Raw genomic sequence first — 23,544 nt, forward strand, 5'->3', positions numbered from 1 at the left:
CTTTGTACTCACCCTCTCGGGCTTTCCTCCGGGCGCTTCCCTTCGGTCTTGCGTTTCCGACTCTATCAGATCTTTTCTCGACCCGATTTCCTCGGCGCTTTCCAGGTTTCCGCTTTCGCGTTTCCCTTTCCGGCGGTTCCGACTCTATCAGATCCTTTCGGGCCTGATTCCCAGTCAGCGGGATTTGTCTTCGCGGCTGTTGGGCCGTTCCGACGAGTGAGACTTTAGCGGATTCCCCGGCTCCCGAGCCAATCGGGGGCCGCGTCCTTTCGAACGGGGATTCCTCATTCCGCACATACGCATGCCAATGAAACGACGACAGGGCTACTGCGTCGAGTAGTGGTGAGTACCTGCGGATTGGCTGTCCGGGGACCGACCGGAGTCGGCGCTCACGTCGGACAACTCGGAGAACAGTACGGACCGGCTCTGGGCGTGTCAACTCACGGGCGGACGGCACTCCCGGGGCGTACGGTGGGGTGCATGACGACGCGTACGTGCAGCCAGTTCTGGTGGGCCGCCTGACGGCGGCCGTCCTCACGTATGCACTCGACGGCCGCCGCTTCGGCGGCCGTTCGCGTTTCTCCCTCCTGGATCACCGAGGGGCGGCCGCTCGGGGCGGTGGTCACGACCAGGAGGTGGAGAAGAGATGACACGGGTCTTCAGCGGGGTCAAGCCGACCGGGCATCTGACGCTGGGGAACTATCTGGGGGCCATGCGGCGGTGGGCCGAGGTCGATCAGCACGCGGCCGACGCCCTGTTCTGCGTGGTGGATCTGCACGCGCTGACCGTGGACCACGATCCCGCGCGGGTGCGGCGGCTCAGCCGGCAGGGGGCGACGCTGCTGCTGGCGTCCGGGCTGGATCCCGAGCGGTGCACGGTGTTCGTGCAGAGTCATGTGGACGAGCACGCGCGGCTGTCGTACCTGCTGGAGTGCGTGGCCACCGACGGTGAGATGCGGCGGATGATCCAGTACAAGGAGAAGGCCGCGCGGGAGCAGCGGAGGGGTGGGAGTGTGCGGCTGTCGCTGCTGACGTATCCCGTGCTGATGGCGGCCGACATCCTGGCCTACGGGGCCGACGAGGTGCCGGTGGGGGACGACCAGCGGCAGCACGTGGAGCTGGCGCGTGATCTGGCCGTGCGGTTCAACCAGCGGTACGGGCACACGTTCGTGGTGCCGCGGGCCACGAAGCCCGGGGTGGCGGCGCGGGTGATGAATCTGCAGGACCCGGCGTCGAAGATGGGCAAGAGCGACGACGTCGGGCCGGGGATCGTCTATCTGCTGGACGAGCCGGACGTGGTGCGCAGGAAGGTCATGCGGGCGGTGACCGACAGCGGGCGGGAGGTCGTGTACGACCGGGAGGCCCGGCCGGGGCTCGCCAATCTGCTGGAGATCCTCGCCGCGTGCACGGGTGGTGACCCCGAGCTGCTGAGGGGTGCGTACACGTCCTACGGGGAGCTGAAGCGGGACACCGCCGAGGCCGTGGTGGAGATGCTGCGGCCCGTGCAGCAGCGCCACAAGGAGTTGTGCGCGGATCCGGCGTATGTGGAGGGGGTGCTGCGGGAGGGGGCGGAGCGGGCCCGGGGGATGGCCCGGCCGACGGTGGATGCCGCGTACCGGGCGATCGGGCTGCTGCCGGCGGTGGCGGAGCCTGCGGTGGCGGAGAGGGAGGCGGCCGGGGCCGGGGTGTGACGGGGCTGCGGGGGCGGGGGTCGGACCCGCCCCCGTGGTCAGCTGTTGTTGCCGGTGGCCAGGGCGCGGCTGCGGTCGCGGGCGGCTTCGAGGGCGGCGATGAGGGCGGCCCGTACGCCGTGGTTCTCCAGTTCGCGGATGGCGTTGATCGTCGTGCCGGCGGGTGACGTGACGTTCTCGCGGAGCTTGACCGGGTGTTCGCCGCTGTCGCGGAGCATCGTCGCGGCGCCGATGGCCGACTGGACGATGAGGTCGTGGGCCTTGTCGCGGGGCAGGCCGAGGAGGATGCCGGCGTCGGTCATGGCCTCGACCAGGTAGAAGAAGTAGGCCGGGCCGGAGCCGGAGAGGGCGGTGCAGGCGTCCTGCTGGGACTCGGGGACGCGGAGCGTCTTGCCGACGGCGCCGAAGATCTCCTCGGTGTGGGCGAGGTGGTCGGCGGTGGCGTGGGTGCCGGCGGAGATGACGGACATGGCCTCGTCGACCAGGGCGGGGGTGTTCGTCATGACGCGGACGACCGGGGTGCCGGGGGCCAGCCGCTCCTCGAAGTAGGCCGTGGGGGTGCCGGCGGCGCCGCTGATGACCAGGCGGTCGGCGGGGACGTGCGGGGCGAGTTCGTCGAGGAGCGTGCCCATGTCCTGCGGCTTGACCGTGAGGATCAGGGTGTCGGCGGTCTTGGCGGCCTCGGCGTTGCTGACCGGGGTGACGCCGTAGCGGGTGCGGAGTTCCTCCGCCCGTTCCTGGCGGCGGGCGGTGACCAGGAGGTCGGCCGGGGTCCAGCCGGCGCGGATCACTCCGCTGAGCAGGGCTTCGCCGATCTTGCCGGTGCCGAGGACTGCGACTTTCTGGGTCATGGCTTTCGGTGCCCTCCGGAGGTTGCGCGTCGTCCGGGTTCATCCTCGCACCCGGGGGTGGGGGGACGGGGTCGTGTCCGGTGGGCGGGATGCGGACGGGTGGCTGCGCGGGCGGGTGGCCGCGCGGGCGGGTGGCCGCGCGGTTATGTGGTGCGGCGCCTGAGGGTTGCCGCTCCGAGGGTCAGGACCAGCAGGGCGCAGCCCGCGACGACCAGGACGTCCCGGACGAAGGTGGCCGTCATGTCGGTGTGGCGGAGGACCTCGTTCATGCCGTCGACGGCGTAGGACATGGGGAGCACGTCGGAGAGGGCCTCCAGGGCGGGGTGCATGTCGTCGCGCGGGGTGAACAGGCCGCACAGCAGGAGCTGGGGGAAGATCACCGCCGGCATGAACTGGACCGCCTGGAATTCCGAGGCCGCGAAGGCCGAGACGAAGAGGCCGAGGGCCGTGCCGAGGAGGGCGTCGAGGAGGGCCACCAGGAGCAGGAGCCAGGGGCTGCCCGTGACGTCGAGGCCGAGGAACCAGAGGGCGAGGCCGGTGGCCAGGGCGGACTGGATGATCGCGAGGGTGCCGAAGGCGAGGGCGTACCCGGCGATGAGGTCGCCCTTGCCGAGGGGCATGGCGAGGAGGCGTTCGAGGGTGCCGGAGGTGCGTTCGCGCAGGGTGGCGATCGACGTCACCAGGAACATCGTGATCAGCGGGAAGATCCCGAGGAGGGACGCGCCGATGCTGTCGAAGGTGCGGGGGCTGCCGTCGAAGACGTAGCGGAGCAGGAGCAGCATCACGCAGGGGATGAGGATCAGCAGCGCGATGGTGCGGGGGTCGTGGGTGAGCTGGCGCAGGACCCGGGCCGCGGTGGCGGTGGTGCGGGAGGCGCTCAGGGCGCGGGGGCGGGGGGTGCGCGCGGGGGCGGGGGCCGTGGGGGAGGTGGAGGTGGGGGTGGTCGTGGGGGTCATCGGGTCGTCTCCTTGGTGCGGGCTGCCGCCTTGGCCTCGTCGACCAGGTGGAGGAAGGCCTCTTCGACGGTTTCGGCGCCGGTGCGGGTGCGCAGGGCGTCCGGGGTGTCGTCGGCGAGGACCTCGCCCTCGCGCATGAGGAGGAGGCGGTCGCAGCGCTCGGCCTCGTCCATGACGTGGGAGGAGACGAGGAGGGTGGCGCCGCGGCTCGCCGCGATGTCGTGGAAGAGGGCCCACAGGTCGCGGCGCAGGACCGGGTCGAGGCCGACGGTCGGTTCGTCGAGGACCAGGAGTTCGGGGGTGCCGAGGAGGGCGACGGCCAGGGAGACGCGGTTGCGCTGGCCGCCGGAGAGGTTGCCGGCCAGGGCGTCGGCGTGGCTGGTGAGGTCGACGTCGGTGATGGCCCGGGTGACGTGCTCCTGGCGGCGGTCCGCGGCGGTGCGGCCCGGGTCGAGGATCGCGGCGAAGTAGTCGAGGTTCTGCCGGACGGTCAGGTCGTCGTAGACGGACGGGGCCTGGGTGACGTAGCCGATGCGGGTGCGCAGGGCGGGGTGGCCGGCGGGGTGGCCGAGGACGTCGAGGGTGCCGGTGACCTTGGCCTGGGTGCCGACGACGGCACGCATGAGGGTGGACTTGCCGCAGCCGGAGGGGCCGAGGAGGCCGGTGATCCGGCCCCGGGGGACGGTGAAGGCGAGGTCGCGCAGGACGGTGCGGGGGCCGCGGGTGACGGTGAGGTGTTCGGCGTGGACGGCCGTCACGTCCTGGCCGGTTGCATGGCGGGGTGGCGGCCCGGGAGCATTATTCATCATGCGATGAATAATGCTCCCGGGGGTGGGGTGCGTCAAGCGGTCGGTGTCGGGGGGGCCGGTGTCAGGCGCACGGGGTCCTGGCGAGCAGAAGGATCACCTCGTAGACCTCTTCGACCCAGCCGTCCGGGAAGGCCCTGAGCAGGTGCTCGCGTTCGGCGGCGAGGAAGGCCGCGGTGTGTTGCTCGCCGTGGACGAGGAAGACCGAGTGGCTGCCGATGTTGGCCAGGTGGGTGTCGACCGGGACGCGGCGGCTCCAGCGGACCGTGCGGCGCGTGAAGTCGAGGCGTCCGGTGGGGTCGGCGGCACGGGCGTTGACGTTGCGCTTCTCGGCGGAGACGTCGATGCCGAAGTGGCGGGCGGTGCGTTCGGCGGCCTCGGCGATCCAGGGGACGTCGAGGGCGTCGGTGTTCCACCACAACGCCAGGGAGCCGCCGGGGCGCAGGACGCGGATCGCCTCCGGGATCGAGCGGGCCGGGTCGGTCCAGTGCCAGGCCTGGGCGTAGGTGACGAAGTCGAGGGAGGCGGTGGCCAGGGGCAGGTCGTCGCCGGTGCCGCGGACGAGAGGGATGCCGGGGTGGGCGCGGCGGAACTGGGCCGCCATGCCGTCGCCGGGTTCCACGGCGACGACGTGGGCGCCGCGGACGTGCAGGAGGGCGGTGGCTATGCCGGTGCCGGCACCGATGTCCGCGACGCGGGAGCCGGCGAGGGGGTGGCCGGCCAGGGTCTCCACGGCGTCGAGGAGGGGTGGGGGGTAGGTGGGGCGGTTGGCCGCGTACTGGGCCGCGGCGGCGTTGAAGGAGTGGGCTCTCGTTGAGCGGGAGGTGGGCTCGTGGGCCGGGGGGTGAGCGGGGTGTGGGGGTGCAGCCTGTGGGGGCGGGAGCTGTGTGCCCGGCGGCTGTGTGGGCGGGGAGTGTGTGGCCGACGGCTGTGTGAGCGCGGACTGTGTGCCCGACGGCTGTGTGGCCGACGGCTGTGTCGGCGAGGGCTGTGTGGCCGACGGCTGTGTCGGCGAGGGCTGTGTGCCCGACGGCTGTGTCGGCGAGGGCTGTGTGGGCGACCGTTGGGGTTGAGGGGGTGGGGCTCCGGTGGGGGCGTGGGCAGGGTCCGTCATACCGCCATGGTGGTCTCGGGGCGGCGTGGTGGCGGTGAGTATGCGGTGTGAGCCGTGTCAGGCGCGGCGCTTCCTGGAGGGGTTGCCCGAGCGGCGGGTCGTGCGCTTCTCGTGCTGCTTGCGCGCTGCCTCGTACTCGGCGCGGTGGAGCTTCTCGCCCGGGGCCTCGGTGAGGGAGCGGAAGAAGTACGCGAGGAGGGAGCCGACGAAGCCGATGGAGAGAAGGCCGCGGAGGGAGGCCTGGCGGCCGGGGTCGGGGCGGCGGGTGAAGCCGTCCCAGGTGTGCCGGAAGGCCATCGCGCTGCAGACCGCGAACATGACGATCATGAGGAGTGAGACGAAGCCGCCGATCGCGGCGATCTGCAGGCCCTGGTAGGCGAGGCGGAGGACGACGCAGGCGGCGACGGCCGCGGCGAGGGAGCCGGCGGCGACGGCGACGCGGCGGGCGGTGTAGCCGTTGTCGTGGTTCAGCCAGGTCGTGCCGAAGAAGCGCAGGGGTTCGGGCTGCGGCCCGTCGTGGGTGGGGGTGGGGGTGCCCGTCTCTGTGCTCACGGCTCGATTATGGCTTTCCGGTGCGCGCGGGTGCCTGCGGCGGCCTGTGACCGAGGTGACGGCGCGCACCCCCACCAAGGCGCGATCGACGCGGCCGCGGGCGGTGTGGCCCGCAGTGGGGGCGGGCCACACCTGCCGGGGCGGTCAGGAGCAGCGGGGGCGGATGTAGCCGTCGCTGCCCGTGTTCACATAGGCGTCCGAGATGTACTGGCCGCTGGCGATGTTGTCCCAGATGTTCGTCGTGCCGTACGGGCCCGTGATCCAGGTGCCGGGTGTCTGGCAGTGGATGGCGACCCGGGATCCCGCGGGCAGGACCTTGACGATCGGGTAGCCCGTGCCGGGGCCGCTGCGGACGTTGACGCTGACGCCGGGCGCGATCGGGAACGTCGTGGCCGCCGCGGCCAGTGTGGTGACCACCGGCGCGGCGGCGCCGGCCGCTTCCTCGGGCTGTTCGGTGCGCTCGATCTCGACAGGCTCGACTGACATGGTGTACCTCCCCCGTTGACCCCATGGCTGCCATGGGGTCCCGTTGATTCCCCTGCATCACGCCTTCAAACACCAGTGCGTGAATCGCCTGAGGAAGCTGGCAAGCCGCCTCTGTCCCGTACGACTCATCGACTAGGCTCCGTCCGTCGCGCGCGCGGACGAACAGCACGGGGGTGGTTCCATGGCGCCACAGCGAAACGCCGGGGCGGGCGCGGAAGCGGAACTTCCTGAATACGCCGGTCACTACCGTCTGGAGTCCTGTCTGGGCTCGGGTGGCATGGGCGTGGTGCACCTGGCCCGGAGCACCTCCGGGATGAAGCTCGCCGTGAAGGTCGTGCACGCGGAGTTCGCCAAGGACCTTGAGTTCAGGGGGCGTTTCCGGCAGGAGGTGGCGGCTGCCCGGCGGGTCAGCGGGGCCTTCACCGCGCCGGTCGTGGACGCCGACCCCGAGGCCGGACGGCCCTGGATGGCCACGCTGTTCATCCCGGGTCCGACGCTCGCCCAGGAGGTGAAGCGGAACGGGCCGCTGGCCCCTGCCCAGTTGCGCCGGCTGATGGCCGGGCTCGCCGAGGCCCTGCGGGACATCCACCGGGTCGGGGTCGTGCACCGGGACCTGAAGCCGAGCAACGTGCTGCTCGCCGAGGACGGGCCGAAGGTCATCGACTTCGGCATCTCCCGCCCCGCGGACAGCGAGTTGCGGACCGAGACCGGCAAGCTCATCGGCACACCGCCCTTCATGGCGCCCGAGCAGTTCCGGCGGCCGAGGGAAGTCGGGCCCGCCGCCGACGTGTTCGCCCTCGGCTCCGTGATGGTGCACGCGGCGACCGGGAGGGGGCCGTTCGACTCCGACAGCCCGTATGTCGTCGCCTACCAGGTCGTGCACGACGAGCCCGAGCTGACCGGAGTGCCGGAGGAGCTGGTGCCGCTCGTGCGGCGCTGTCTCGCCAAGGAGCCCGAGGACCGGCCCTCGCCCGACGCGTTGATGCGGGAACTGCGGTCGGTGGCCGCCTCGTACGACACGCAGGCCTTCATACCGCAGCAGCGTGTGGCGGAGCAGCCGGTGGAGGAGGGGGCGGAGCCGGGTGGGCCCGGGGGCGCCCCCGAGGCGGAGGAGAAGCCGGCCCGGCGGATCGGCAGGCGGGGGGCGCTGGCCGCCGGGGCCGCCGGGCTGGTTCTGGCCGGGGCGCTGGCGTCGGTGTCCCTGGCCGGGGGCGGAAGCCCGGCGCCGGAGGTCACCTCGCCGCGGACGACGGCTGCCGCGTTCTCCGGCTGGGAGGCGGAGCCGGTGGGCCGCGAGGGCGTGCCGCAGTGCTCGTACGGGAAGGGCACGCTGCTCTGCGCCCGGGACGGGCTGGTGTTCGCGCTCGACGCCGCTGACGGCCGGGTGCGGTGGCGGCATCCGCTGGAAGGCGCCGCCGCCGATGGGCCGCCGGCCGGTCCGCCGGCCGTGGCGGACGGGCTGGTGCTGGCGGGGCTCGGGCAGGGGCGGGGGCTGACCGCGCTCGACATCGCCTCGGGTGACGTGGTCCGGGACGCGGAGCTGCCCGTCCACGGGGGCTTGCGGGAAGTGGACGGCATGGTGCTGCTCACCGCGGCGGACGGCACGGTCAGCGGGGTGGACGCCGCTTCCGGTGACGTGAAGTGGAGCCATCGCGTCGCGGGGCAGGACGTGCCGTACTTCGTGTCGTTCGCCGGTGATCCGCTGGCGTACGCGGCGAGTGTGTCCGGGGACGGGGGCAGCACCCGCGTCACGGCGGTGGATCCGCACTCGGGGGACGTGCGGTGGGACGCGCGGCTCGACGGAGGTCTGGAACCGCTCGGGACGGTGGACGGGGCGGTCGTCCTCCTCTCGGTCGACGCGGCCACGCAGGAGGCCCGGGCCGTGGTGCGCTACGACCCCCGGACCCGGAAGAGCGTGCGGGTGCCGTTGCGGGTGCCGCTGCAGCAGGCGGAGGGCAGTGTGCGCGGGGACGTCGTGCACCTCATGGCGACGGGCGGTTCGCTGGTCGCGGTCGACCTGGCGGCGCGCGAGGAGCTGTGGCGGCTGGAGACGGGTGTGGTGCGGGGGTCCAGGCCGGCCGCCGACGGCCGGCATGTGTACGTCACCGCGCCGGACGGGCGGCTGCTCGGCGTCGACGCGCGGCGCGGCAGGCTCCTCGGGGAGACGCCGCCGCGGCTGGGGACGCGCTCGGACCGGGTCCCGGCCGCCCTGCCCGAGCCGGTGGTGGTGGGCGACCGGGTCTACGGCAGCGCGCCCGACGGCACGGTCTTCGCCGTCAGCGGGCGCGCTCCGGCCGGCTGGTAGCAGGCATACGCGAGGGCCGCTCCCCGGGACGGGGAGCGGCCCTCGGCCGTGCGGGGGTTCAGCCCAGCTTCGACACGTCCCGGACGGCGCCCTTGTCCGCGCTGGTCGCCATCGCCGCGTAGGCGCGCAGCGCGGCGGAGACCTTGCGGTCGCGGTTCTTCGGGGCGTACCGGCCGTTCAGCGCCTGCTCGCGGCGGGCCAGCTCGGCGTCGTCGACCAGCAGGTCGATCGAGCGGTTGGGAATGTCGATGCGGATGCGGTCGCCGTCCTCGACCAGGGCGATGGTGCCGCCCGCTGCCGCCTCGGGCGAGGCGTGGCCGATGGACAGGCCCGAGGTGCCGCCGGAGAAGCGGCCGTCGGTGACCAGCGCGCAGGTCTTGCCCAGACCGCGGCCCTTCAGGTACGAGGTCGGGTAGAGCATCTCCTGCATGCCGGGGCCGCCCTTGGGGCCCTCGTAGCGGATGACGACGACGTCGCCGTCCTTGACCTGCTGGGTGAGGATCTTCTGGACGGCCTCCTCCTGCGACTCGCAGACGACCGCCGGGCCCTCGAAGGTCCAGATGGACTCGTCGACGCCGGCCGTCTTCACGACGCAGCCGTCCACGGCCAGGTTGCCCTTGAGGACCGCGAGGCCGCCGTCCTTGGAGTAGGCGTGCTCGGCGGAGCGGATGCAGCCGCCCTCGGCGTCCTCGTCCAGGGCCTCCCAGCGCTCGGACTGGGAGAAGGCCTCGGCGGAGCGGACGCAGCCGGGGGCCGCGTGCCACAGCTCGACGGCCTCGGCGGACGGGGAGCCGCCGCGCACGTCCCAGGTCTTCAGCCAGTCGGCGAGGGACGGGCTGTGCACGGAGTGCACGTCCTCGTTGAGCAGGCCCGCGCGGTGCAGCTCGCCGAGCAGGGCGGGGATGCCGCCCGCCCGGTGCACGTCCTCCATGTAGTACGTGCGGTCCTTGGCCACGTTCGGGGCGACCTTGGCCAGGCACGGCACGCGGCGGGAGACCTCGTTGATCTCCTCCAGGCCGAAGGGGACGCCCGCCTCCTGGGCGGCGGCCAGCAGGTGCAGGATCGTGTTGGTGGAGCCGCCCATGGCGATGTCGAGGGCCATGGCGTTCTCGAAGGCCGCGAAGGACGCCACGCTGCGCGGCAGGACCGTCTCGTCGTCCTGCTCGTAGTAGCGGCGGGTGATGTCCATGACCGTCTTCGCGGCGTTGACGTAGAGCTGTTTGCGGGCCGTGTGCGTGGCCAGGACCGAGCCGTTGCCCGGCAGGGACAGGCCGATGGCCTCGGTCAGGCAGTTCATCGAGTTGGCGGTGAACATGCCGGAACAGGAACCGCAGGTCGGACAGGCGTTCTCCTCGATGCGGAGGATGTCCTCGTCCGAGATCTTGTCGTTCACGGCGTCGGAGATCGCGTCGACCAGGTCGAGCGTGCGGACGGTGCCGTCGACGAGGGTGGCGCGGCCGGACTCCATCGGGCCGCCGGAGACGAAGACCGTGGGGATGTTCAGCCGCAGGGCGGCGTTGAGCATGCCCGGGGTGATCTTGTCGCAGTTGGAGATGCAGATCAGGGCGTCGGCGCAGTGGGCCTCGACCATGTACTCCACGCTGTCCGCGATCAGGTCGCGGGAGGGCAGGGAGTACAGCATGCCGCCGTGGCCCATGGCGATGCCGTCGTCCACGGCGATGGTGTTGAACTCGCGCGGGATGCCGCCGGCCTCCCGGACGGCCTCGCTGACGATCCGGCCGACCGGCGCGAGGTGCGTGTGGCCGGGGACGAACTCCGTGAAGCTGTTGGCGACGGCGATGATCGGCTTGCGGCCGATGTCCGCACCCGGTACACCGGAGGCGCGCATCAGGGCGCGGGCGCCCGCCATGTTGCGGCCGTGGGTGACTGTGCGGGACCTCAGCTCGGGCATCGTCGCTCGCTCCTTCAGAGACTGCGTCAGAGGATTCGGAGATTTCTGACTGCTGTCGAGCGTACGCCGCTCATCCAGAGGGCGGGACGCGGTGTCCGGAATGCGGGATGACCGTCTCGTCCGCGGCACCCGCGAGGCTTACGGATCGGTCAGGTGTCCCTGCACGACCGGGGCCAGCCGGGCGATGATCTGCTCCGGGTCCGCCGAGGCCAGGGGCTCGACCTTGATGACGTAGCGCAGGATCGCCGTGCCCACGAGCTGGGCGGCGGCCAGCTCGGCCCGCAGCTCCGCGTCGGGCAGGTCCAGGCGTACCGCGATGCGGCGCAGCACCTGCGTGGCGACGATCCGGCGGAAGACGGCGGCCGCGGTGTCGTTGGTGAGGGCGGAGCGGACGATGGCGAGCAGGGGCGCGCGGGTCGCCGGGTTCTCCCAGACGCCGAAGAAGAAGCGGGCCAGCCGCTCGCCGACGCCGTCGAGCGGGCCCTCCTCGATGGCCTTCGGGGCCTGCAGCGCGGGTCCGAAGGACTGGGTGATCGCCGCTTCGAAGACCTGTTCCTTGGTGCCGAAGTAGTGGTGCACGAGGGCCGAGTCGACGCCGGCGGTCTTGGCGATGCCGCGCACGGACGTCTTCTCGTAGCCGCGCTCGGAGAACTCGTCGCGCGCGGCGGTGAGGATGCGGTCGCGGGTGTCGGCCGACTCCGTGCGCGGGGGGCGGCCGCGGCGGCGGGCCGCGGGGCCGGGCCCGGTGCCGGACGGGGGCCGGCCGGTCATCGGCGCGGCACCTTCGCGGCCGAGGCCAGGTGGAGGCGGGTGAAGGCCAGGGCCTCGGCGAGGTCGGCCTCGCGCTCCGCGCTGGACATGGCACGGCGGGTGTTGACCTCGATGACGACGTGGCCGTCGAAGCCGGTCAGGGCGAGCCGCTCCAGCACCTCGGCGCAGGGCTGCGTGCCGCGGCCGGGCACCAGGTGCTCGTCCTTGGCGGAGCCGCGGCCGTCGGCGAGGTGGACGTGGCCGAGGCGGTCCCCCATGCGGTCGACCATGGCCAGCGCGTCGGAGCGGGCCGTCGCCGTGTGGCTGAGGTCGATCGTGAAGTGACGGTAGTCGTCCTTCGTGACGTCCCAGTCGGGGGCGTAGGCCAGCATCTCGCGGTCGCGGTAGCGCCAGGGGTACATGTTCTCGACGGCGAAGCGCACGTCCGTCTCGTTCGCCATGCGCCAGATGCCGGCGACGAAGTCGCGCGCGTACTGGCGCTGCCAGCGGAACGGGGGGTGGACCACGACCGTGCTCGCGTCCAGCTTCTCGGCCGCCGCGCGGGCCCGCTGCAGCTTGGTCCACGGGTCGGTGGACCACACGCGCTGCGTGATGAGCAGGCAGGGGGCGTGCACCGCCAGGATCGGGATGCGGTGGTAGTCGCTGAGTCGGCGCAGGGCCTCGATGTCCTGGCTGACCGGGTCGGTCCAGACCATGACCTCGACCCCGTCGTAGCCGAGGCGCGCGGCGATCTCGAAGGCCGTGGCCGTCGACTCCGGGTAGACCGAGGCCGTCGAGAGGGCGACCTTCGCGTCCGGGATCTTCACGGCTGGCTCTGCCATGCAGGACAGGTTACGGGGTGGGATGGGCAGGTCGTGGGGTGCCTATTCGCCGTTGTGGTGATTGCCACGTGGTGAGCTCCGCGCACGCCGAATCTTCCCTACACCGAGTCCATGTGGTCGAGCCGGCGCAGGATCACGCCCTCCCGCAGCGCCCACGGGCAGATCTCCACGCGCTCCACGCCGAACAGGTCCATCGCGGCCTCCGCCACCAGGGCACCGGCCAGCAGCTGGCCCGCCCTGCCCTCCGAGACGCCGGGCAGTTCGGCCCGCTCCCGCTCGGTCATGCCGGACAGCTTGGGGACCCAGCTCTCCACGGACTCGCGCTTGAGTTCGCGCTGGACGTAGGGGCCCTCGGCGGAGCGGGCGGCGCCGGCTATGCGGGCCAGCTGCTTGAAGGTCTTGGACGTGGCGACGACGTGGTCGGGGGCGCCGAGGCGGCTGAACTCGCCGACCGTGCGGGCGATCTCGGTGCGGACGTGGCGGCGCAGGGCCCGGACGTCGTCGGGGGCGGGCGGGTCGCCGGGCAGCCAGCCTGCGGTGAGGCGGCCGGCGCCCAGGGGCAGGGAGGCGGCCGCGTCGGGCTCCTCGTCCATGCCGTAGGCGATCTCCAGGGAGCCGCCGCCGATGTCCAGCACCAGCAGCTTCCCGGCCGACCAGCCGAACCAGCGGCGGGCCGCGAGGAACGTGAGGCGCGCCTCCTCCTCGCCGGTCAGGACCTGGAGCTCGACGCCGGTCTCGGCGCGCACGCGGGCGAGGACCTCGTCGGCGTTGCGGGCCTCCCGGACGGCGGAGGTCGCGAACGGCAGGATCTCCTCGACGCCCTTGTCCTCGGCGGCCTGGAGCGCCTCGTGGATGACCGAGATCAGCCGGTCGACGCCGGCGGGGCCGATCGCGCCGTCGCCGTCGAGGAGCTGGGCGAGGCGCAGTTCGACCTTGTGCGAGTGCGCGGGCAGCGGGCACGCGCCGGGGTGCGCGTCCACCACGAGCAGATGCACCGTGTTCGAACCCACGTCGAGGACACCGAGTCTCATGTACGGAACGCTACTGCGAGCCGGGCCGTCCGCCGTCCTCGGTGCGGGGATGCGGCCCGTACCCTGGAGGCGTGCCAAAGACGAAAAAGGCCAAGCGCGACAAATCACCGGGCGTCGCGGTACCCGACGAGCAGGGGCTCGACTTCGCTCGCGCGTGGGTGGAGTTTCCCGATCCGGCGGACGACGAGCAGGTGTTCCGCTGCGATCTGACATGGCTGACCTCTCGCTGGAACTGCATCTTCGGCAGCGGCTGCCAGGGCATCCAGGCCGGCCGCGCGGACGACGGGTGCTGCACCCTGGGTGCCCATTTCTCCGACGAGGACGACGAGAAGCGCGTCGCCGAGCATGTGGCCAGGCTCACGCCGGACATCTGGCAGCACCACGCCGAAGGCACGGCCAACGGCTGGGTCTCCGAGGACGAGGACGGCGACCGGCAGACCCGGCCCTTCCAGGGGTCCTGCATCTTCCAGAACCGGCCCGGCTTCCCGGGCGGCATGGGCTGCTCGCTGCACATCCTCGCCCTGAAGGAGGGCCGCGAGCCGCTGGAGACCAAGCCGGACGTGTGCTGGCAGCTGCCGGTGCGCCGGACGTACGAGTGGATCGACCGGCCCGACGACACGCGCGTGCTGCAGGTGTCGATCGGTGAGTACGACCGCCGCGGCTGGGGCCCGGGCGGGCACGACCTGCACTGGTGGTGCACCTCGGCGACCTCGGCGCACGGCGCGGGCGATCCGGTCTACGTCTCCTACCGGCCCGAGCTCATCGAGCTCATGGGCAAGGCAGGCTACGACCGGCTGGTCGAGCTGTGCGAGGAGCGACTGGCCTCGCAGCTGCCGCTTCTCGCGCCGCACCCCGCGGATCCGGTGGTCTGAGCGGCCGGGCGCTACGACGTGGCCGGGCTCGGGTCGCCGCTGTCCGACGGCGGGGGCGTCGAGCCCGCCGGCTCGGTGGGCTCCGGGTCCGTCGGCGTGGGCGTGGGGTCCGGGCCGGGCGACGGGGGCTGCGTGGTCGGTGTCGGGTCCGGGGCGGACGTCGTGGGCGTCGGGTCGGGCCGGGTGGAGGGCGGCTCGGCCGGGCTGCTGGGGCGCGGGCCGGGGCCGGAGGGGCTGGGCGCGCTGCCGTAGCCCTCGATGTGGACGACGGCTCCGACGGGGGCGACCGCCACCTGCGCGTGCCAGGGGCCGGCGGGCTCCCGCAGGTGGTCGACGTACACCTTGATCGTCAACGACTCGCCGGGGCCGAGCGTTCCCGAGGACTGGCTGAGGTAGAGCCAGTCCGCTCCCGTGCTGGCCGACCAGCGGACCGGGGCGGTCCCGGTGGCGGTGAGGGTGACGAGGGTGGTGTCGCCGCTGTTGTCCGCCGTGACCTCCAGGGCGGTCCCGCGGCCGGCGCCGGCGACGCCGATGACCTCGACGGAGACGTCGGCCTTGCCGTCCTTGCCGAACCGGGGGCCGGGCCGGGTGCCGGCGTTGCCGGTGTTCTCGTAGCCGCCGCCCGCCATCTCGCCGTCCAGGGCGAACGGGTCGTCCGCCTCGCGCGCGGAGGCCGAGCGGCCGTCGTGGCCCTCGCCGACCGGGGTGCCCCGGTAGGCGGCCCACAGGGCGAGCACGGGCGCGGCGACGACGGTGGCGACGACGGTCGTGGTGACGGCACGCGCGCGGAGCCGGTCGCGGCGGGCGGCGTGGTCCTTGGGGTCCATCGGGAAACCGCGCCGGTCGAAGCGCGGCCCGGCGCTCCGCGCGCGCGGGTGGTGCGCCATGGCGACGTGCAGCGCCGCCCGGGGCGCCGGCAGGACGGGCAGTTCGGCGGGGGTGACGCTGGTGCCGGGCCAGCGGCCGGGGATGGCGCGCTCGGCAGCCCGGCGGCAGCGCGGGCAGTCGTCGACGTGCCGGACGAGCTCGCGGCGCAGGGCCGTGCCGAGCACCAGCCGGTCGTCGCCGACGAGGTGCGCGACGCTCGGGCACGCCCCGGTCTCGACGACGGCGAGGGCCGCGCGCGTGCGTTCCACCTCGCAGGCGGCGGAGGCGAGCAGATCGCGGGCGGCGGCCTCGTCCATGCCGAGCACGGCGGCGACCTCGTGGGCGGCGAGGTGGTGGCGCACGGCCAGTTCGAGCGCCTCGCGCTGCTCCGGGGTGGTGCCGGCGGCCTCGGGCCAGGCCAGCAGGGCCAGTTCGCGGCGGCGCCGCTCCTGGACCTCCTCCGAGGGGGCCGGGGCGGCCGGCCGGTCGGCGCGCTGCCGGCCGGCGCGGCCCGCCGCGTGGCTGCTCTGACGTTTCTGCTTGGCCTCGGCCAGCTTGCGCAGGCACGCCCAGCGGGCCAGCGCGTAGAGCCAGGCCCTGCGGTCCGCGGGCGCGTCCGGGACGTGCCGGCCGCGGCGTTCGGCGAGGGCGAGGACGTCGCCCAGGGCGGCGGTCGCGGCGTCGTGGTCGCACAGCACGGACAGGCAGTAGGTGAACAGGCCGTCCAGGTACGGCTCGTAGCGCGCGGGCGGCCGCTGCGCCAGCGTGCGAGCCGCCGCGCGGTCACGCGCTTCCCGGTGCGCCCGATGCGCGCCGGCCGTGCGGGTCGAGCGGGTCGAGATCTCCGGAGAACTGCTCATCATTCGGCGACCGTAGGCGGCCGGAAGGGGCGCCTTCCGACGGCTTGAGCACATTTAATCCGTACGGGTGAAACGATCCCTCAAACGGGGACACGAACCCCCCGCCCCGGACCCCGGCGGGGGGTGGCGGACCCCTGGCGCGAGGGCGGCCGGCGCCGTCCGGTCGCCGCGTTGTCAGTGGCGGGGGCTACGGTTCGGTCCATGGCTGCCCGTACGAAATCCACCAAGGACCGCCCGTCCTACCGCTGCACGGAGTGCGGCTGGCAGACGGCGAAGTGGCTCGGCCGCTGCCCCGAGTGCCAGGCCTGGGGGACGATCGAGGAGTACGGCACGCCCGCGGTCCGCACGACGACCCCCGGGCGGGTCACCACCTCCGCCCTGCCCATCGGCCAGGTGGACGGCCGCCAGGCCGCCGCCCGCACCACCGGCGTGCCCGAGCTGGACCGCGTGCTCGGCGGCGGGCTGGTCCCCGGCGCGGTGGTGCTCGTCGCGGGCGAGCCCGGCGTCGGCAAGTCGACGCTGCTGCTGGACGTGGCGGCCAAGTCCGCGAGCGACGAGCACCGCACGCTGTACGTGACGGGCGAGGAGTCGGCGAGCCAGGTCCGGCTGCGCGCCGACCGCATCGGCGCCATCGACGACCACCTGTACCTGGCGGCCGAGACGGATCTGGCGGCCGTGCTGGGCCACTTGGACGCGGTGAAGCCGTCGCTGCTGATCCTGGACTCGGTGCAGACGGTGGCCTCCCCGGAGATCGACGGCGCGCCCGGCGGCATGGCCCAGGTGCGCGAGGTCGCCGGAGCCCTGATCCGCGCCTCCAAGGAGCGCGGCATGTCCACGCTCCTGGTGGGCCACGTCACGAAGGACGGCGCGATCGCGGGCCCGCGCCTGCTGGAGCACCTGGTGGACGTCGTCCTGCACTTCGAGGGCGACCGGCACGCCCGCCTGCGGCTCGTACGCGGCGTCAAGAACCGCTACGGCACCACCGACGAGGTCGGCTGCTTCGAACTGCACGACGAGGGCATCACGGGCCTCGCGGACCCGAGCGGACTTTTCCTGACACGCCGGGCGGAACCGGTCCCCGGCACCTGCCTGACCGTCACCCTGGAGGGCCGCCGCCCCCTGGTCGCCGAGGTCCAGGCGCTCACGGTCGACTCGCAGATCCCCTCCCCGCGCCGCACCACCTCGGGCCTGGAGACCTCCCGCGTCTCGATGATGCTGGCGGTGCTGGAACAGCGCGGCCGGATCAGCGCCTTGGGCAAAAGGGACATCTACTCCGCGACGGTCGGCGGGGTGAAGCTCTCCGAGCCCGCGGCGGACCTCGCGGTCGCCCTCGCCCTGGCGAGCGCCGCGAGTGACACACCTCTCCCCAAGAACCTCGTCGCGATCGGCGAAGTGGGCCTCGCGGGCGAGGTGAGACGAGTCACGGGCGTGCAGCGCCGCCTGGCGGAAGCCCACCGCCTGGGCTTCACGCACGCCCTGGTACCGGGCGATCCGGGGAAGATCCCGGCGGGTATGAAGGTCCTGGAAGTCGCGGACATAGGGGACGCCCTGCGGGTCCTCCCCCGGTCCCGTCGCAGAGAGGCCCCACGGGACGAGGAGGGTCGCCGGTAGACTTTGCCCTGGTCTCGCCCGTCCGTGCGAACCGAGCGCGCGACACGGGGGCGCCCAGAACCTGCGACCGGAGGAGTGCAGTGGCAGCCAACGACCGGGCTTCAGCTCCCGGAAAGTCCGGCGTGAGTGCCGGTACCGATGGCCTGATGCGCGCCTCACTGAGCGCTGTGGCACCCGGCACCGCCCTGCGCGACGGCCTGGAGCGCGTCCTGCGCGGCAACACCGGCGGTCTCATCGTGCTGGGCTCCGACAAGACGGTCGAGGCGCTGTGCAGCGGCGGTTTCGTACTGGACGTCGAGTTCACGGCGACGCGCCTGCGCGAGCTGTGCAAGCTGGACGGCGGCATCGTGCTGTCCTCTGACCTGTCGAAGATCCTGCGCGCGGGCGTGCAGCTGGTCCCGGACCCGACGATCCCCACGGAGGAGACGGGCACCCGGCACCGCACGGCGGACCGCGTCAGCAAGCAGGTCGGCTTCCCGGTCGTCTCCGTCTCCCAGTCGATGCGCCTGATCGCCCTGTACGTGGACGGCCAGCGCCGCGTCCTGGAGGACTCGGCGGCGATCCTGTCCCGCGCCAACCAGGCCCTCGCCACCCTGGAGCGCTACAAGCTCCGGCTGGACGAGGTCGCGGGCACGCTGTCCGCGCTGGAGATCGAGGACCTGGTGACCGTCCGGGACGTCTCGGCGGTCGCGCAGCGCCTGGAGATGGTCCGCCGGATCGCCACGGAGATCGCCGAGTACGTGGTGGAGCTGGGCACGGACGGCCGGCTGCTCGCCCTGCAGCTGGACGAGCTGATCGCGGGTGTCGAGCCGGAGCGCGAGCTGGTCGTGCGGGACTACGTCCCCGAGCCCACGGCCAAGCGGTCCCGCACGGTCGACGAGGCCCTCGCCGAGCTCGACGCGCTCAGCCACGCCGAGCTTCTCGAACTGCCCACGGTGGCACGGGCGTTGGGCTACACGGGCTCTCCCGAGACGCTGGACTCGGCGGTCTCCCCGCGGGGCTTCCGGCTCCTCGCGAAGGTGCCGCGCCTGCCCGGCGCGATCATCGACCGCTTGGTGGAGCACTTCGGCGGTCTGCAGAAGCTGCTCGCCGCGAGCGTCGACGATCTGCAGACGGTGGACGGCGTGGGCGAGGCCCGGGCGCGCAGCGTGCGCGAGGGGCTGTCGCGGCTGGCGGAGTCGTCGATCCTGGAGCGGTACGTCTAGCGCGCGCAGCGCACGGACCGGCTGAACGGCTGAGGGCGGTACCCGGTGCGGGTACCGCCCTCAGCCGTCCGGGCCGCCGCCCGCGCCATCGGCCCGGCATCGGCCCGGCTTCAGCCCACAGCCGGTTTCGATCGGCAGTCGGATCCAGCCGGCAGTCGGTTTCCATCGGCAGTCGGTTTTTATCGGCAGCGAATCGGACTCAGTCGGCCGTCGGATCCAGTCGGCCGTCGGATTCCGTCGTCTGCCTGATTCAGTCGGCCGTCGGATTCCTTCGGCAGTCCGCCTCAGTCGGCGGACAGTACGAAGGACGTCTGTACCTTCGCAAAGCCCGGAGCCTTGGCCTCCACCAGGTAGGTGCCGGGCTTCGCCGAACCCGCCGGGGGCGTGGCGCACTCGGGGGCGCTCGGCTTGCGGTCCCACTTCACCATGTAGGTGATGTCGCTGCCCGCCGGCACCCGGAACAGCTGGTGCGCGGCCGCCTTGGGGCAGTCCGCGGAGGACCAGTAGTCGTCGTCGCTGCTCGCCGGCGTGACGGTGAACACCGCGTTCTTCGGCCCGAGGTCGATCTTGCAGTCGTTGCCCGAGATGTTCCGCGCGGTCAGCAGGAACGTGGGCGTCTTCTCGGGGTCGTAGGTGTTGTTCCGGCTGCGCAGGCTGAACTTGACCACGCCGGCGGTGCAGTTGGGCAGGGTGGAACCGGCCGGCAGCGTGTCGCCCGCGCCGACGCCGCCCACCGTGCTGCCGCTCCCGGAGCCGCCGGCGCCGCCCGACCCGGCGGATCCGCCGGAGCCGTCACCGGAACCGTCGCCCGAGCCACCGCCGTCGGAACCGTCGCCCGAGCCGTCACCGGAGCCGTCACCGGAACCGTTTCCGGACCCGGACGACGAGCCGCCCGAGCCCGAGCCGCCCGACTCGTCGCGTCCGCCCGGGGCTTGGCTGATGGCCGGGCCCGAACTCGACGGGCCGGGGGTGATGGAGGGCGCGGGATTCTTGCCGTTGGCGCCGTTGTCGCCGTCCTTGCCGCCCCCGCCGCCCATGGTCACGATCCAGGTGATCAGCAACGCCAACAGGGCGACCACAGACACGAGTACGACCCTCCGACGCCAGTAGATGGAGGAGGGAAGCGGCCCGACCGGATTGCGCAGAGATCCCACGGCGCAAACCTTACGAGAGAACGGCGCGTTCGCTTGTCCCACCCGCCGCTCGAGGCACAACTTTTCCGGATCATCATCTCGGAAGAACGCCGTTCCACCCCTGTCTTTCGTCAGGTACGGCACCCGACGATCGCAGGGTGTGACGGTTCCGGACCGCCGCCTACCGTCCGTGACCATGACCTTCGACGACACCGCGCTCTACCGCGACATCACCGACTTCGCCCACGACACCCCGATGTGGGTACGGGAGGGGGCCGGACTGTGGACGGAGGCCGGACTGCTGGTCTTCGTCGCGCTGTTCGCCGCCGTGTGGTGGCGGGCCCGCCGCGACGGTCCCCGGGCGTTCGCGATCGCGGCCCTTGCACCTCTGGCCACGGCAGGGGCGTACGTGTGCAGTGAGCTGCTCAAGTCCGTGGTGACACAGGAGCGTCCGTGCCGCGCGGTCGCCGGTGCGGCCGCGTCCCTGGCCGCGTGCCCGCCGCACGGCGACTGGTCGTTCCCGTCCAACCACGCGACGATCGCGGGCGGATCGGCCGTAACGCTGGCCCTGGTGCGGCGCGCGCTGCTGTGGCTGACCGCCCCGCTCGCCCTGCTGATGGCCTTCTCCCGGGTCTTCGTCGGCGTGCACTATCCGCACGACGTCCTCGCCGGGCTGGTGCTGGGCGCCCTGGTCGCCCTGGTCGCGGTCCGGCTGGGCACGGGGCCCATGACGCGGCTCAGCGGCGCGCTGCGCGGCTCGTCGGCCCCCGTCGTGCGCTGGGTGGTGGGGCCGGGCCGCCCGGCGGGCGCACGGTCCCGCGAGGTGCCGGCCGGGCGGCGGTGAGCGGGCGCCCGGGCGGGACGCGTGGGCCCTACTGCTCGACCAGGCCCGCCTCGTACGCCACGATCGCCGCCTGCACCCGGTTGCGTACCTCCAGCCGCTCCAGGACCGCGCTCACGTACGCCTTGACCGTGCCCTCGACGAGATGGAGCCGGGCGGCGATCTCCGGGTTGGACAGGCCCGCGCCGACCAGCCCGAGCACCTCGCGTTCGCGGGGGCTCAGCACCGCCACGCGCGCGCGTGCCCGTGCCTCTCGGGTGAGCCGGCCGCCGCCGAGGCCCTCGTCGATGACGTACCGGGCCACCTTCGGCGACAGGAACGCGGCGCCCGCCGCCACCGCCCGTACGCCCGCGATGAGTTCGTACGGGTCGCCGGACTTCAGCAGGAAGCCGGTGGCGCCGCCGCCGAGGGCGCGGGTGACATACGCGCCCTCGGAGAAGGTGGTGAGCATGGCGACGGCCGTACCCGGCACGGTCCGTACGATCTCCTCCGCCGCGGTGAGCCCGTCCAGGCGCGGCATACGGATGTCGAGCAGCGCCACGTCCGGGCGGTGGGCGCGGGCCAGTTCGACCGCCTCGCGTCCGTCACCGGCCTCGGCGACGACCTCCGTCCCGTCGGTGCTGCCCAGGATGGCCCGCACCCCGGCCCGCACCATCGTCTCGTCGTCGGCCAGCAGTACGCGGATCACCGTGCGAACTCCTCGTATTCCTCTCGCCCTTCGCCGGACAGGCCGACGCGCGGGACGACGTCCTTGGCGACCAGCCGCCCGGCCTTGAAGCACAGTCTGAAGTGGTCGACGGAGACGAAGAGTTCACCGCTGGCGCGGTAGTAGCGGCAGTCGGCTCCGGCGGGTGGTGCGGGGGCCCGTTCCGCGGGCGGGTCGGCCACCTCGCGCCCGGGCAGCACGGGCGCGACCTCGGCGGCCGGGGCGCCCGGCTGGAGCCGCGCGTAGACGGCGGGCGCCAGGACCGAGTGCGTCTCCGCGTACGCGTACCAGCCGAAGGCCGCGCCGACCACGGCCACGCCCGCACCGGCGGCGCTGCCGAGGCCGACGGCGAAGCGGCGGCGGGCGTGCGCGAACGGGGCCGGGGCGGAGGCGAGGCGCGAGGGCTCGGCCGGGGTGGACGCGGGGCGCTGGGGCTCGGCCGGGGCGGACGCGGGGTGCGGGGGCTCGGCCGGGGGCCGCTGCCGTGGGACGTACGCCCGGACCCGGAAGCCGTCCTCGTGCGGGCCCGCCTCGAACACGCCGCCCGCCGACGTGACCGCGGCGCGCAGCCCGAGCAGCCCCGTGCCGCCCCCGGACGGGCCCGAACCACCGCTGGCAGGCGGGCCGTTGGTGACACTGGCGGGCGGGCCGTTGGTGACGCTGACGGACGTGCCCGCGGCCCGCCCCGCCACCGACACGGTCACGGGGGCGCCCGGCGCGTGCCGGGCCGCGTTGGTGAGCGCCTCACGGACCACGCGGTGCAGCAGCCGCTCGGCGACCTCGCCGGGCTCCGGGTCCGTCCCCCGTCCGGCGGGCTCCCAGCGCACGGGGAGTCCCGACTCCGCGGCCCGGGCGACGAGTTGCTCCAGTGTCTCGCCGGGCGGGGCGAGGGGCGCGGGTTCGTCGTCCTCGCGCAGGACGCCGATGATGCGGTGCAGCCGGTCCGTGGCGTCGGCGGCGGCCACGCGCAGGTCGGCCGCCGCGCTGCGGTGCGCGTCGCCCAGGCCGGGGGCGACCTGGAGGGCGCCCGCGCGCAGGGCGATGAGGCTCAGCTCGTGCCCGAGGGAGTCGTGCATGTCCTGGGCGATCCGGGCGCGTTCGCGCAGCCGGGCGCGTTCCTCGGCGTGGCGCTGCTCGTCCTCCAGCCGGGCGGCCCGCAGCCAGCCCGCCTCGGCCAGCTGCCGGCTCTGCCGCCAGTACCGCCCGCCGAGCCAGGGGAAGACACAGCCGAAGAGCAGCGTGCCGGTCATGACGAACCACTCCGGGGCGGGGTCGACCCCGACGAGCGCGATGCGCGCGGTGCCGGCACAGCCGAGGGCGGTGAAGCACAGCGCGGCGGGGCGCGCCCGGGCCGCGCGCAGCCCGAGCAGCAGCGCGAACACGCCGAGGGCGGGGCCGTACGAGACGGTGAACAGGGCGGGAGCGGCGGCGAGACTCACGGCGGCCGCGAGCGCGAAGGCGGCCAGGGGGGCGCGGCGCGCGAGCCCGGCCGCGACGGCCAGCACCGCCACGCCGGCGGCCTGCTGCCAGAGCGGCCGCGGCTCGTTCAGCCCGAGCCGGTCCGCGGCGAGCGCGGGCAGCGCGAGGACCACCCACAGCAGGGCACCCCGGGCGAGAGGGACCGGACGAGGACGTTCCATACCCCGGACGCTACAAGCGCCACCCGGGCCCCGACTGCTGACGATCGTCAGGTACCAGCGGCCCACGACGCGCCGATGACAGCGCACCCGCGACGCCACCGACGCGCCCACGGCAACGGCGGCCACAGCGCGGTCCCGGCCCTCAGCAGCCTGCCTACGACGGACAGCGCCGCCGCCGGAGGCGGCATGCCCCCGCCGGGACGCTGCGTGCCCACCACGGCGACGCGCCGCGATGGCCACAGCGCGCGCCGTCGCGGCGCGTGCGCCCGCGGCGGTCGCGCCAAGCACCGCGGATATGGCGTACCCCCGCCGTCGGCGGCGCGCCCACAGCGGCAGCGGCGCACCCACGACCGCGGGGGTACGCCGCTGGAGGCAGCGTGCCCCGTCGCCGGCGGCGCGACCGCGGCAGTGGCGGGGCGGGGCGACCGCGAGGGCCGCGGTGTGCGCCGCCCGCGGCGGTGTGCCCCCGTCGGCCGCAGCGTGCCTGGCGGTGGCGGTGTGCCCGGGATGGGGT

Annotated in this window: 21 protein-coding genes; 6 read left to right on the forward strand and 15 right to left on the reverse strand. The window is 73.6% G+C overall.

The window, feature by feature from the left end:
- Nucleotides 1–440 precede the first annotated feature (440 nt).
- On the reverse strand, nucleotides 441–653 hold the full coding sequence (locus CHR28_RS37565; protein WP_179272611.1) for a hypothetical protein: 213 nt from the start codon (nucleotides 651–653) through the stop codon (nucleotides 441–443).
- Here CHR28_RS37565 and trpS point away from each other — a divergent pair.
- Nucleotides 647–1,690: a tryptophan--tRNA ligase gene (trpS, locus tag CHR28_RS30790; protein WP_094057003.1), complete on the forward strand. Its 1,044-nt coding sequence runs from the start codon at nucleotides 647–649 to the stop codon at nucleotides 1,688–1,690. The genes CHR28_RS37565 and trpS overlap by 7 nt on opposite strands.
- Before the next feature lie 38 nt (nucleotides 1,691–1,728).
- Here trpS and proC read toward each other — a convergent pair whose 3' ends face one another.
- From proC to CHR28_RS30820, 6 genes are all read right to left on the reverse strand, one after another.
- Nucleotides 1,729–2,541 (reverse strand): pyrroline-5-carboxylate reductase, encoded by an 813-nt coding sequence (proC, locus tag CHR28_RS30795; RefSeq protein ID WP_094057004.1) that lies wholly within the window; start codon nucleotides 2,539–2,541, stop codon nucleotides 1,729–1,731.
- Nucleotides 2,542–2,684: 143 nt separating this feature from the next.
- On the reverse strand, nucleotides 2,685–3,497 hold the full coding sequence (locus CHR28_RS30800; RefSeq protein ID WP_094057005.1) for an ABC transporter permease: 813 nt from the start codon (nucleotides 3,495–3,497) through the stop codon (nucleotides 2,685–2,687).
- Entirely contained in the window at nucleotides 3,494–4,306 is an 813-nt protein-coding gene (locus CHR28_RS30805) for an ABC transporter ATP-binding protein (RefSeq protein ID WP_094057006.1), read from the reverse strand. The genes CHR28_RS30800 and CHR28_RS30805 overlap by 4 nt, the downstream gene beginning before the upstream one ends.
- A gap of 61 nt (nucleotides 4,307–4,367) precedes the next feature.
- Nucleotides 4,368–5,036 (reverse strand): class I SAM-dependent methyltransferase, encoded by a 669-nt coding sequence (locus CHR28_RS30810; RefSeq protein ID WP_256984507.1) that lies wholly within the window; start codon nucleotides 5,034–5,036, stop codon nucleotides 4,368–4,370.
- Between the two features lie 438 nt (nucleotides 5,037–5,474).
- Complete coding sequence (locus CHR28_RS30815) at nucleotides 5,475–5,969, reverse strand: hypothetical protein (RefSeq protein WP_094057007.1); 495 nt, start codon at nucleotides 5,967–5,969, stop codon at nucleotides 5,475–5,477.
- 144 nt (nucleotides 5,970–6,113) lie between these two features.
- On the reverse strand, nucleotides 6,114–6,455 hold the full coding sequence (locus CHR28_RS30820) for an SH3 domain-containing protein (RefSeq protein ID WP_094057008.1): 342 nt from the start codon (nucleotides 6,453–6,455) through the stop codon (nucleotides 6,114–6,116).
- Between the two features lie 181 nt (nucleotides 6,456–6,636).
- Here CHR28_RS30820 and CHR28_RS30825 point away from each other — a divergent pair, with 181 nt between their 5' ends.
- Nucleotides 6,637–8,760 carry a serine/threonine-protein kinase gene (locus CHR28_RS30825; protein WP_094057009.1) on the forward strand — a complete coding sequence of 708 codons (2,124 nt, stop codon included), beginning with the start codon at nucleotides 6,637–6,639 and terminating at the stop codon, nucleotides 8,758–8,760.
- Nucleotides 8,761–8,818: 58 nt separating this feature from the next.
- On the opposite strand, the gene ilvD is transcribed toward CHR28_RS30825, so the two are convergent.
- From ilvD to CHR28_RS30845, 4 genes are all read right to left on the reverse strand, one after another.
- Nucleotides 8,819–10,672, reverse strand: a complete 1,854-nt coding sequence (gene ilvD, locus CHR28_RS30830; protein ID WP_094057010.1) for a dihydroxy-acid dehydratase — start codon at nucleotides 10,670–10,672, stop codon at nucleotides 8,819–8,821.
- A 138-nt stretch (nucleotides 10,673–10,810) separates the two neighbouring features.
- On the reverse strand, nucleotides 10,811–11,443 hold the full coding sequence (locus tag CHR28_RS30835; protein WP_094057011.1) for a TetR/AcrR family transcriptional regulator: 633 nt from the start codon (nucleotides 11,441–11,443) through the stop codon (nucleotides 10,811–10,813).
- Nucleotides 11,440–12,264 carry a sugar phosphate isomerase/epimerase family protein gene (locus CHR28_RS30840; RefSeq protein ID WP_094057012.1) on the reverse strand — a complete coding sequence of 275 codons (825 nt, stop codon included), beginning with the start codon at nucleotides 12,262–12,264 and terminating at the stop codon, nucleotides 11,440–11,442. The genes CHR28_RS30835 and CHR28_RS30840 overlap by 4 nt, the downstream gene beginning before the upstream one ends.
- A gap of 98 nt (nucleotides 12,265–12,362) precedes the next feature.
- A complete protein-coding gene (locus CHR28_RS30845) occupies nucleotides 12,363–13,295 on the reverse strand; it encodes a Ppx/GppA phosphatase family protein (protein WP_094057013.1) in 933 nt (310 codons plus the stop codon).
- A gap of 71 nt (nucleotides 13,296–13,366) precedes the next feature.
- On the opposite strand from CHR28_RS30845, the gene CHR28_RS30850 reads away from it, so the two are divergent.
- The gene (locus CHR28_RS30850) at nucleotides 13,367–14,167 is read left to right on the forward strand and encodes a hypothetical protein (protein WP_094057014.1); all 801 of its coding nucleotides are present in this window, start codon (nucleotides 13,367–13,369) and stop codon (nucleotides 14,165–14,167) included.
- Between the two features lie 11 nt (nucleotides 14,168–14,178).
- Here CHR28_RS30850 and CHR28_RS30855 read toward each other — a convergent pair whose 3' ends face one another.
- Complete coding sequence (locus CHR28_RS30855; RefSeq protein WP_094057015.1) at nucleotides 14,179–15,897, reverse strand: BACON domain-containing protein; 1,719 nt, start codon at nucleotides 15,895–15,897, stop codon at nucleotides 14,179–14,181.
- A 198-nt stretch (nucleotides 15,898–16,095) separates the two neighbouring features.
- Between CHR28_RS30855 and radA the strand changes: the two genes are divergently transcribed.
- On the forward strand, nucleotides 16,096–17,505 hold the full coding sequence (gene radA / locus CHR28_RS30860; RefSeq protein WP_094057016.1) for a DNA repair protein RadA: 1,410 nt from the start codon (nucleotides 16,096–16,098) through the stop codon (nucleotides 17,503–17,505).
- 80 nt (nucleotides 17,506–17,585) lie between these two features.
- Nucleotides 17,586–18,710, forward strand: coding sequence for a DNA integrity scanning diadenylate cyclase DisA (gene disA / locus CHR28_RS30865; protein ID WP_094057017.1), 1,125 nt, complete (start codon nucleotides 17,586–17,588; stop codon nucleotides 18,708–18,710).
- A 284-nt stretch (nucleotides 18,711–18,994) separates the two neighbouring features.
- On the opposite strand, the gene CHR28_RS30870 is transcribed toward disA, so the two are convergent.
- Nucleotides 18,995–19,864: a hypothetical protein gene (locus tag CHR28_RS30870; protein ID WP_179272612.1), complete on the reverse strand. Its 870-nt coding sequence runs from the start codon at nucleotides 19,862–19,864 to the stop codon at nucleotides 18,995–18,997.
- Between the two features lie 175 nt (nucleotides 19,865–20,039).
- Between CHR28_RS30870 and CHR28_RS30875 the strand changes: the two genes are divergently transcribed.
- Nucleotides 20,040–20,687, forward strand: a complete 648-nt coding sequence (locus CHR28_RS30875; RefSeq protein WP_179272613.1) for a phosphatase PAP2 family protein — start codon at nucleotides 20,040–20,042, stop codon at nucleotides 20,685–20,687.
- A gap of 28 nt (nucleotides 20,688–20,715) precedes the next feature.
- On the opposite strand, the gene CHR28_RS30880 is transcribed toward CHR28_RS30875, so the two are convergent.
- Both CHR28_RS30880 and CHR28_RS38865 read right to left on the reverse strand, forming a co-directional pair.
- On the reverse strand, nucleotides 20,716–21,372 hold the full coding sequence (locus CHR28_RS30880; RefSeq protein ID WP_094057020.1) for a response regulator transcription factor: 657 nt from the start codon (nucleotides 21,370–21,372) through the stop codon (nucleotides 20,716–20,718).
- A complete protein-coding gene (locus tag CHR28_RS38865) occupies nucleotides 21,369–23,030 on the reverse strand; it encodes a sensor histidine kinase (RefSeq protein WP_094057021.1) in 1,662 nt (553 codons plus the stop codon). The genes CHR28_RS30880 and CHR28_RS38865 overlap by 4 nt, the downstream gene beginning before the upstream one ends.
- Nucleotides 23,031–23,544 lie beyond the last annotated feature (514 nt).

Origin of the sequence: Streptomyces sp. XY006, assembly GCF_002237655.1 — a bacterium.
GTDB classification, from domain to species: domain Bacteria; phylum Actinomycetota; class Actinomycetes; order Streptomycetales; family Streptomycetaceae; genus Streptomyces; species Streptomyces levis.

What these genes read in the sequence shown, in the direction of transcription:
- trpS (WP_094057003.1), top strand. Translation starts at nt 647, where the DNA reads ATGACACGGGTCTTCAGCGGGGTCAAGCCGACCGGGCATCTGACGCTG.
- proC (WP_094057004.1), bottom strand. Translation starts at nt 2,541, where the DNA reads ATGACCCAGAAAGTCGCAGTCCTCGGCACCGGCAAGATCGGCGAAGCC.
- CHR28_RS30800 (WP_094057005.1), bottom strand. Translation starts at nt 3,497, where the DNA reads ATGACCCCCACGACCACCCCCACCTCCACCTCCCCCACGGCCCCCGCC.
- CHR28_RS30805 (WP_094057006.1), bottom strand. Translation starts at nt 4,306, where the DNA reads ATGATGAATAATGCTCCCGGGCCGCCACCCCGCCATGCAACCGGCCAG.
- CHR28_RS30820 (WP_094057008.1), bottom strand. Translation starts at nt 6,455, where the DNA reads ATGTCAGTCGAGCCTGTCGAGATCGAGCGCACCGAACAGCCCGAGGAA.
- CHR28_RS30825 (WP_094057009.1), top strand. Translation starts at nt 6,637, where the DNA reads ATGGCGCCACAGCGAAACGCCGGGGCGGGCGCGGAAGCGGAACTTCCT.
- ilvD (WP_094057010.1), bottom strand. Translation starts at nt 10,672, where the DNA reads ATGCCCGAGCTGAGGTCCCGCACAGTCACCCACGGCCGCAACATGGCG.
- CHR28_RS30835 (WP_094057011.1), bottom strand. Translation starts at nt 11,443, where the DNA reads ATGACCGGCCGGCCCCCGTCCGGCACCGGGCCCGGCCCCGCGGCCCGC.
- CHR28_RS30840 (WP_094057012.1), bottom strand. Translation starts at nt 12,264, where the DNA reads ATGGCAGAGCCAGCCGTGAAGATCCCGGACGCGAAGGTCGCCCTCTCG.
- CHR28_RS30845 (WP_094057013.1), bottom strand. Translation starts at nt 13,295, where the DNA reads ATGAGACTCGGTGTCCTCGACGTGGGTTCGAACACGGTGCATCTGCTC.
- CHR28_RS30855 (WP_094057015.1), bottom strand. Translation starts at nt 15,897, where the DNA reads ATGATGAGCAGTTCTCCGGAGATCTCGACCCGCTCGACCCGCACGGCC.
- radA (WP_094057016.1), top strand. Translation starts at nt 16,096, where the DNA reads ATGGCTGCCCGTACGAAATCCACCAAGGACCGCCCGTCCTACCGCTGC.
- CHR28_RS30875 (WP_179272613.1), top strand. Translation starts at nt 20,040, where the DNA reads ATGACCTTCGACGACACCGCGCTCTACCGCGACATCACCGACTTCGCC.
- CHR28_RS38865 (WP_094057021.1), bottom strand. Translation starts at nt 23,030, where the DNA reads ATGGAACGTCCTCGTCCGGTCCCTCTCGCCCGGGGTGCCCTGCTGTGG.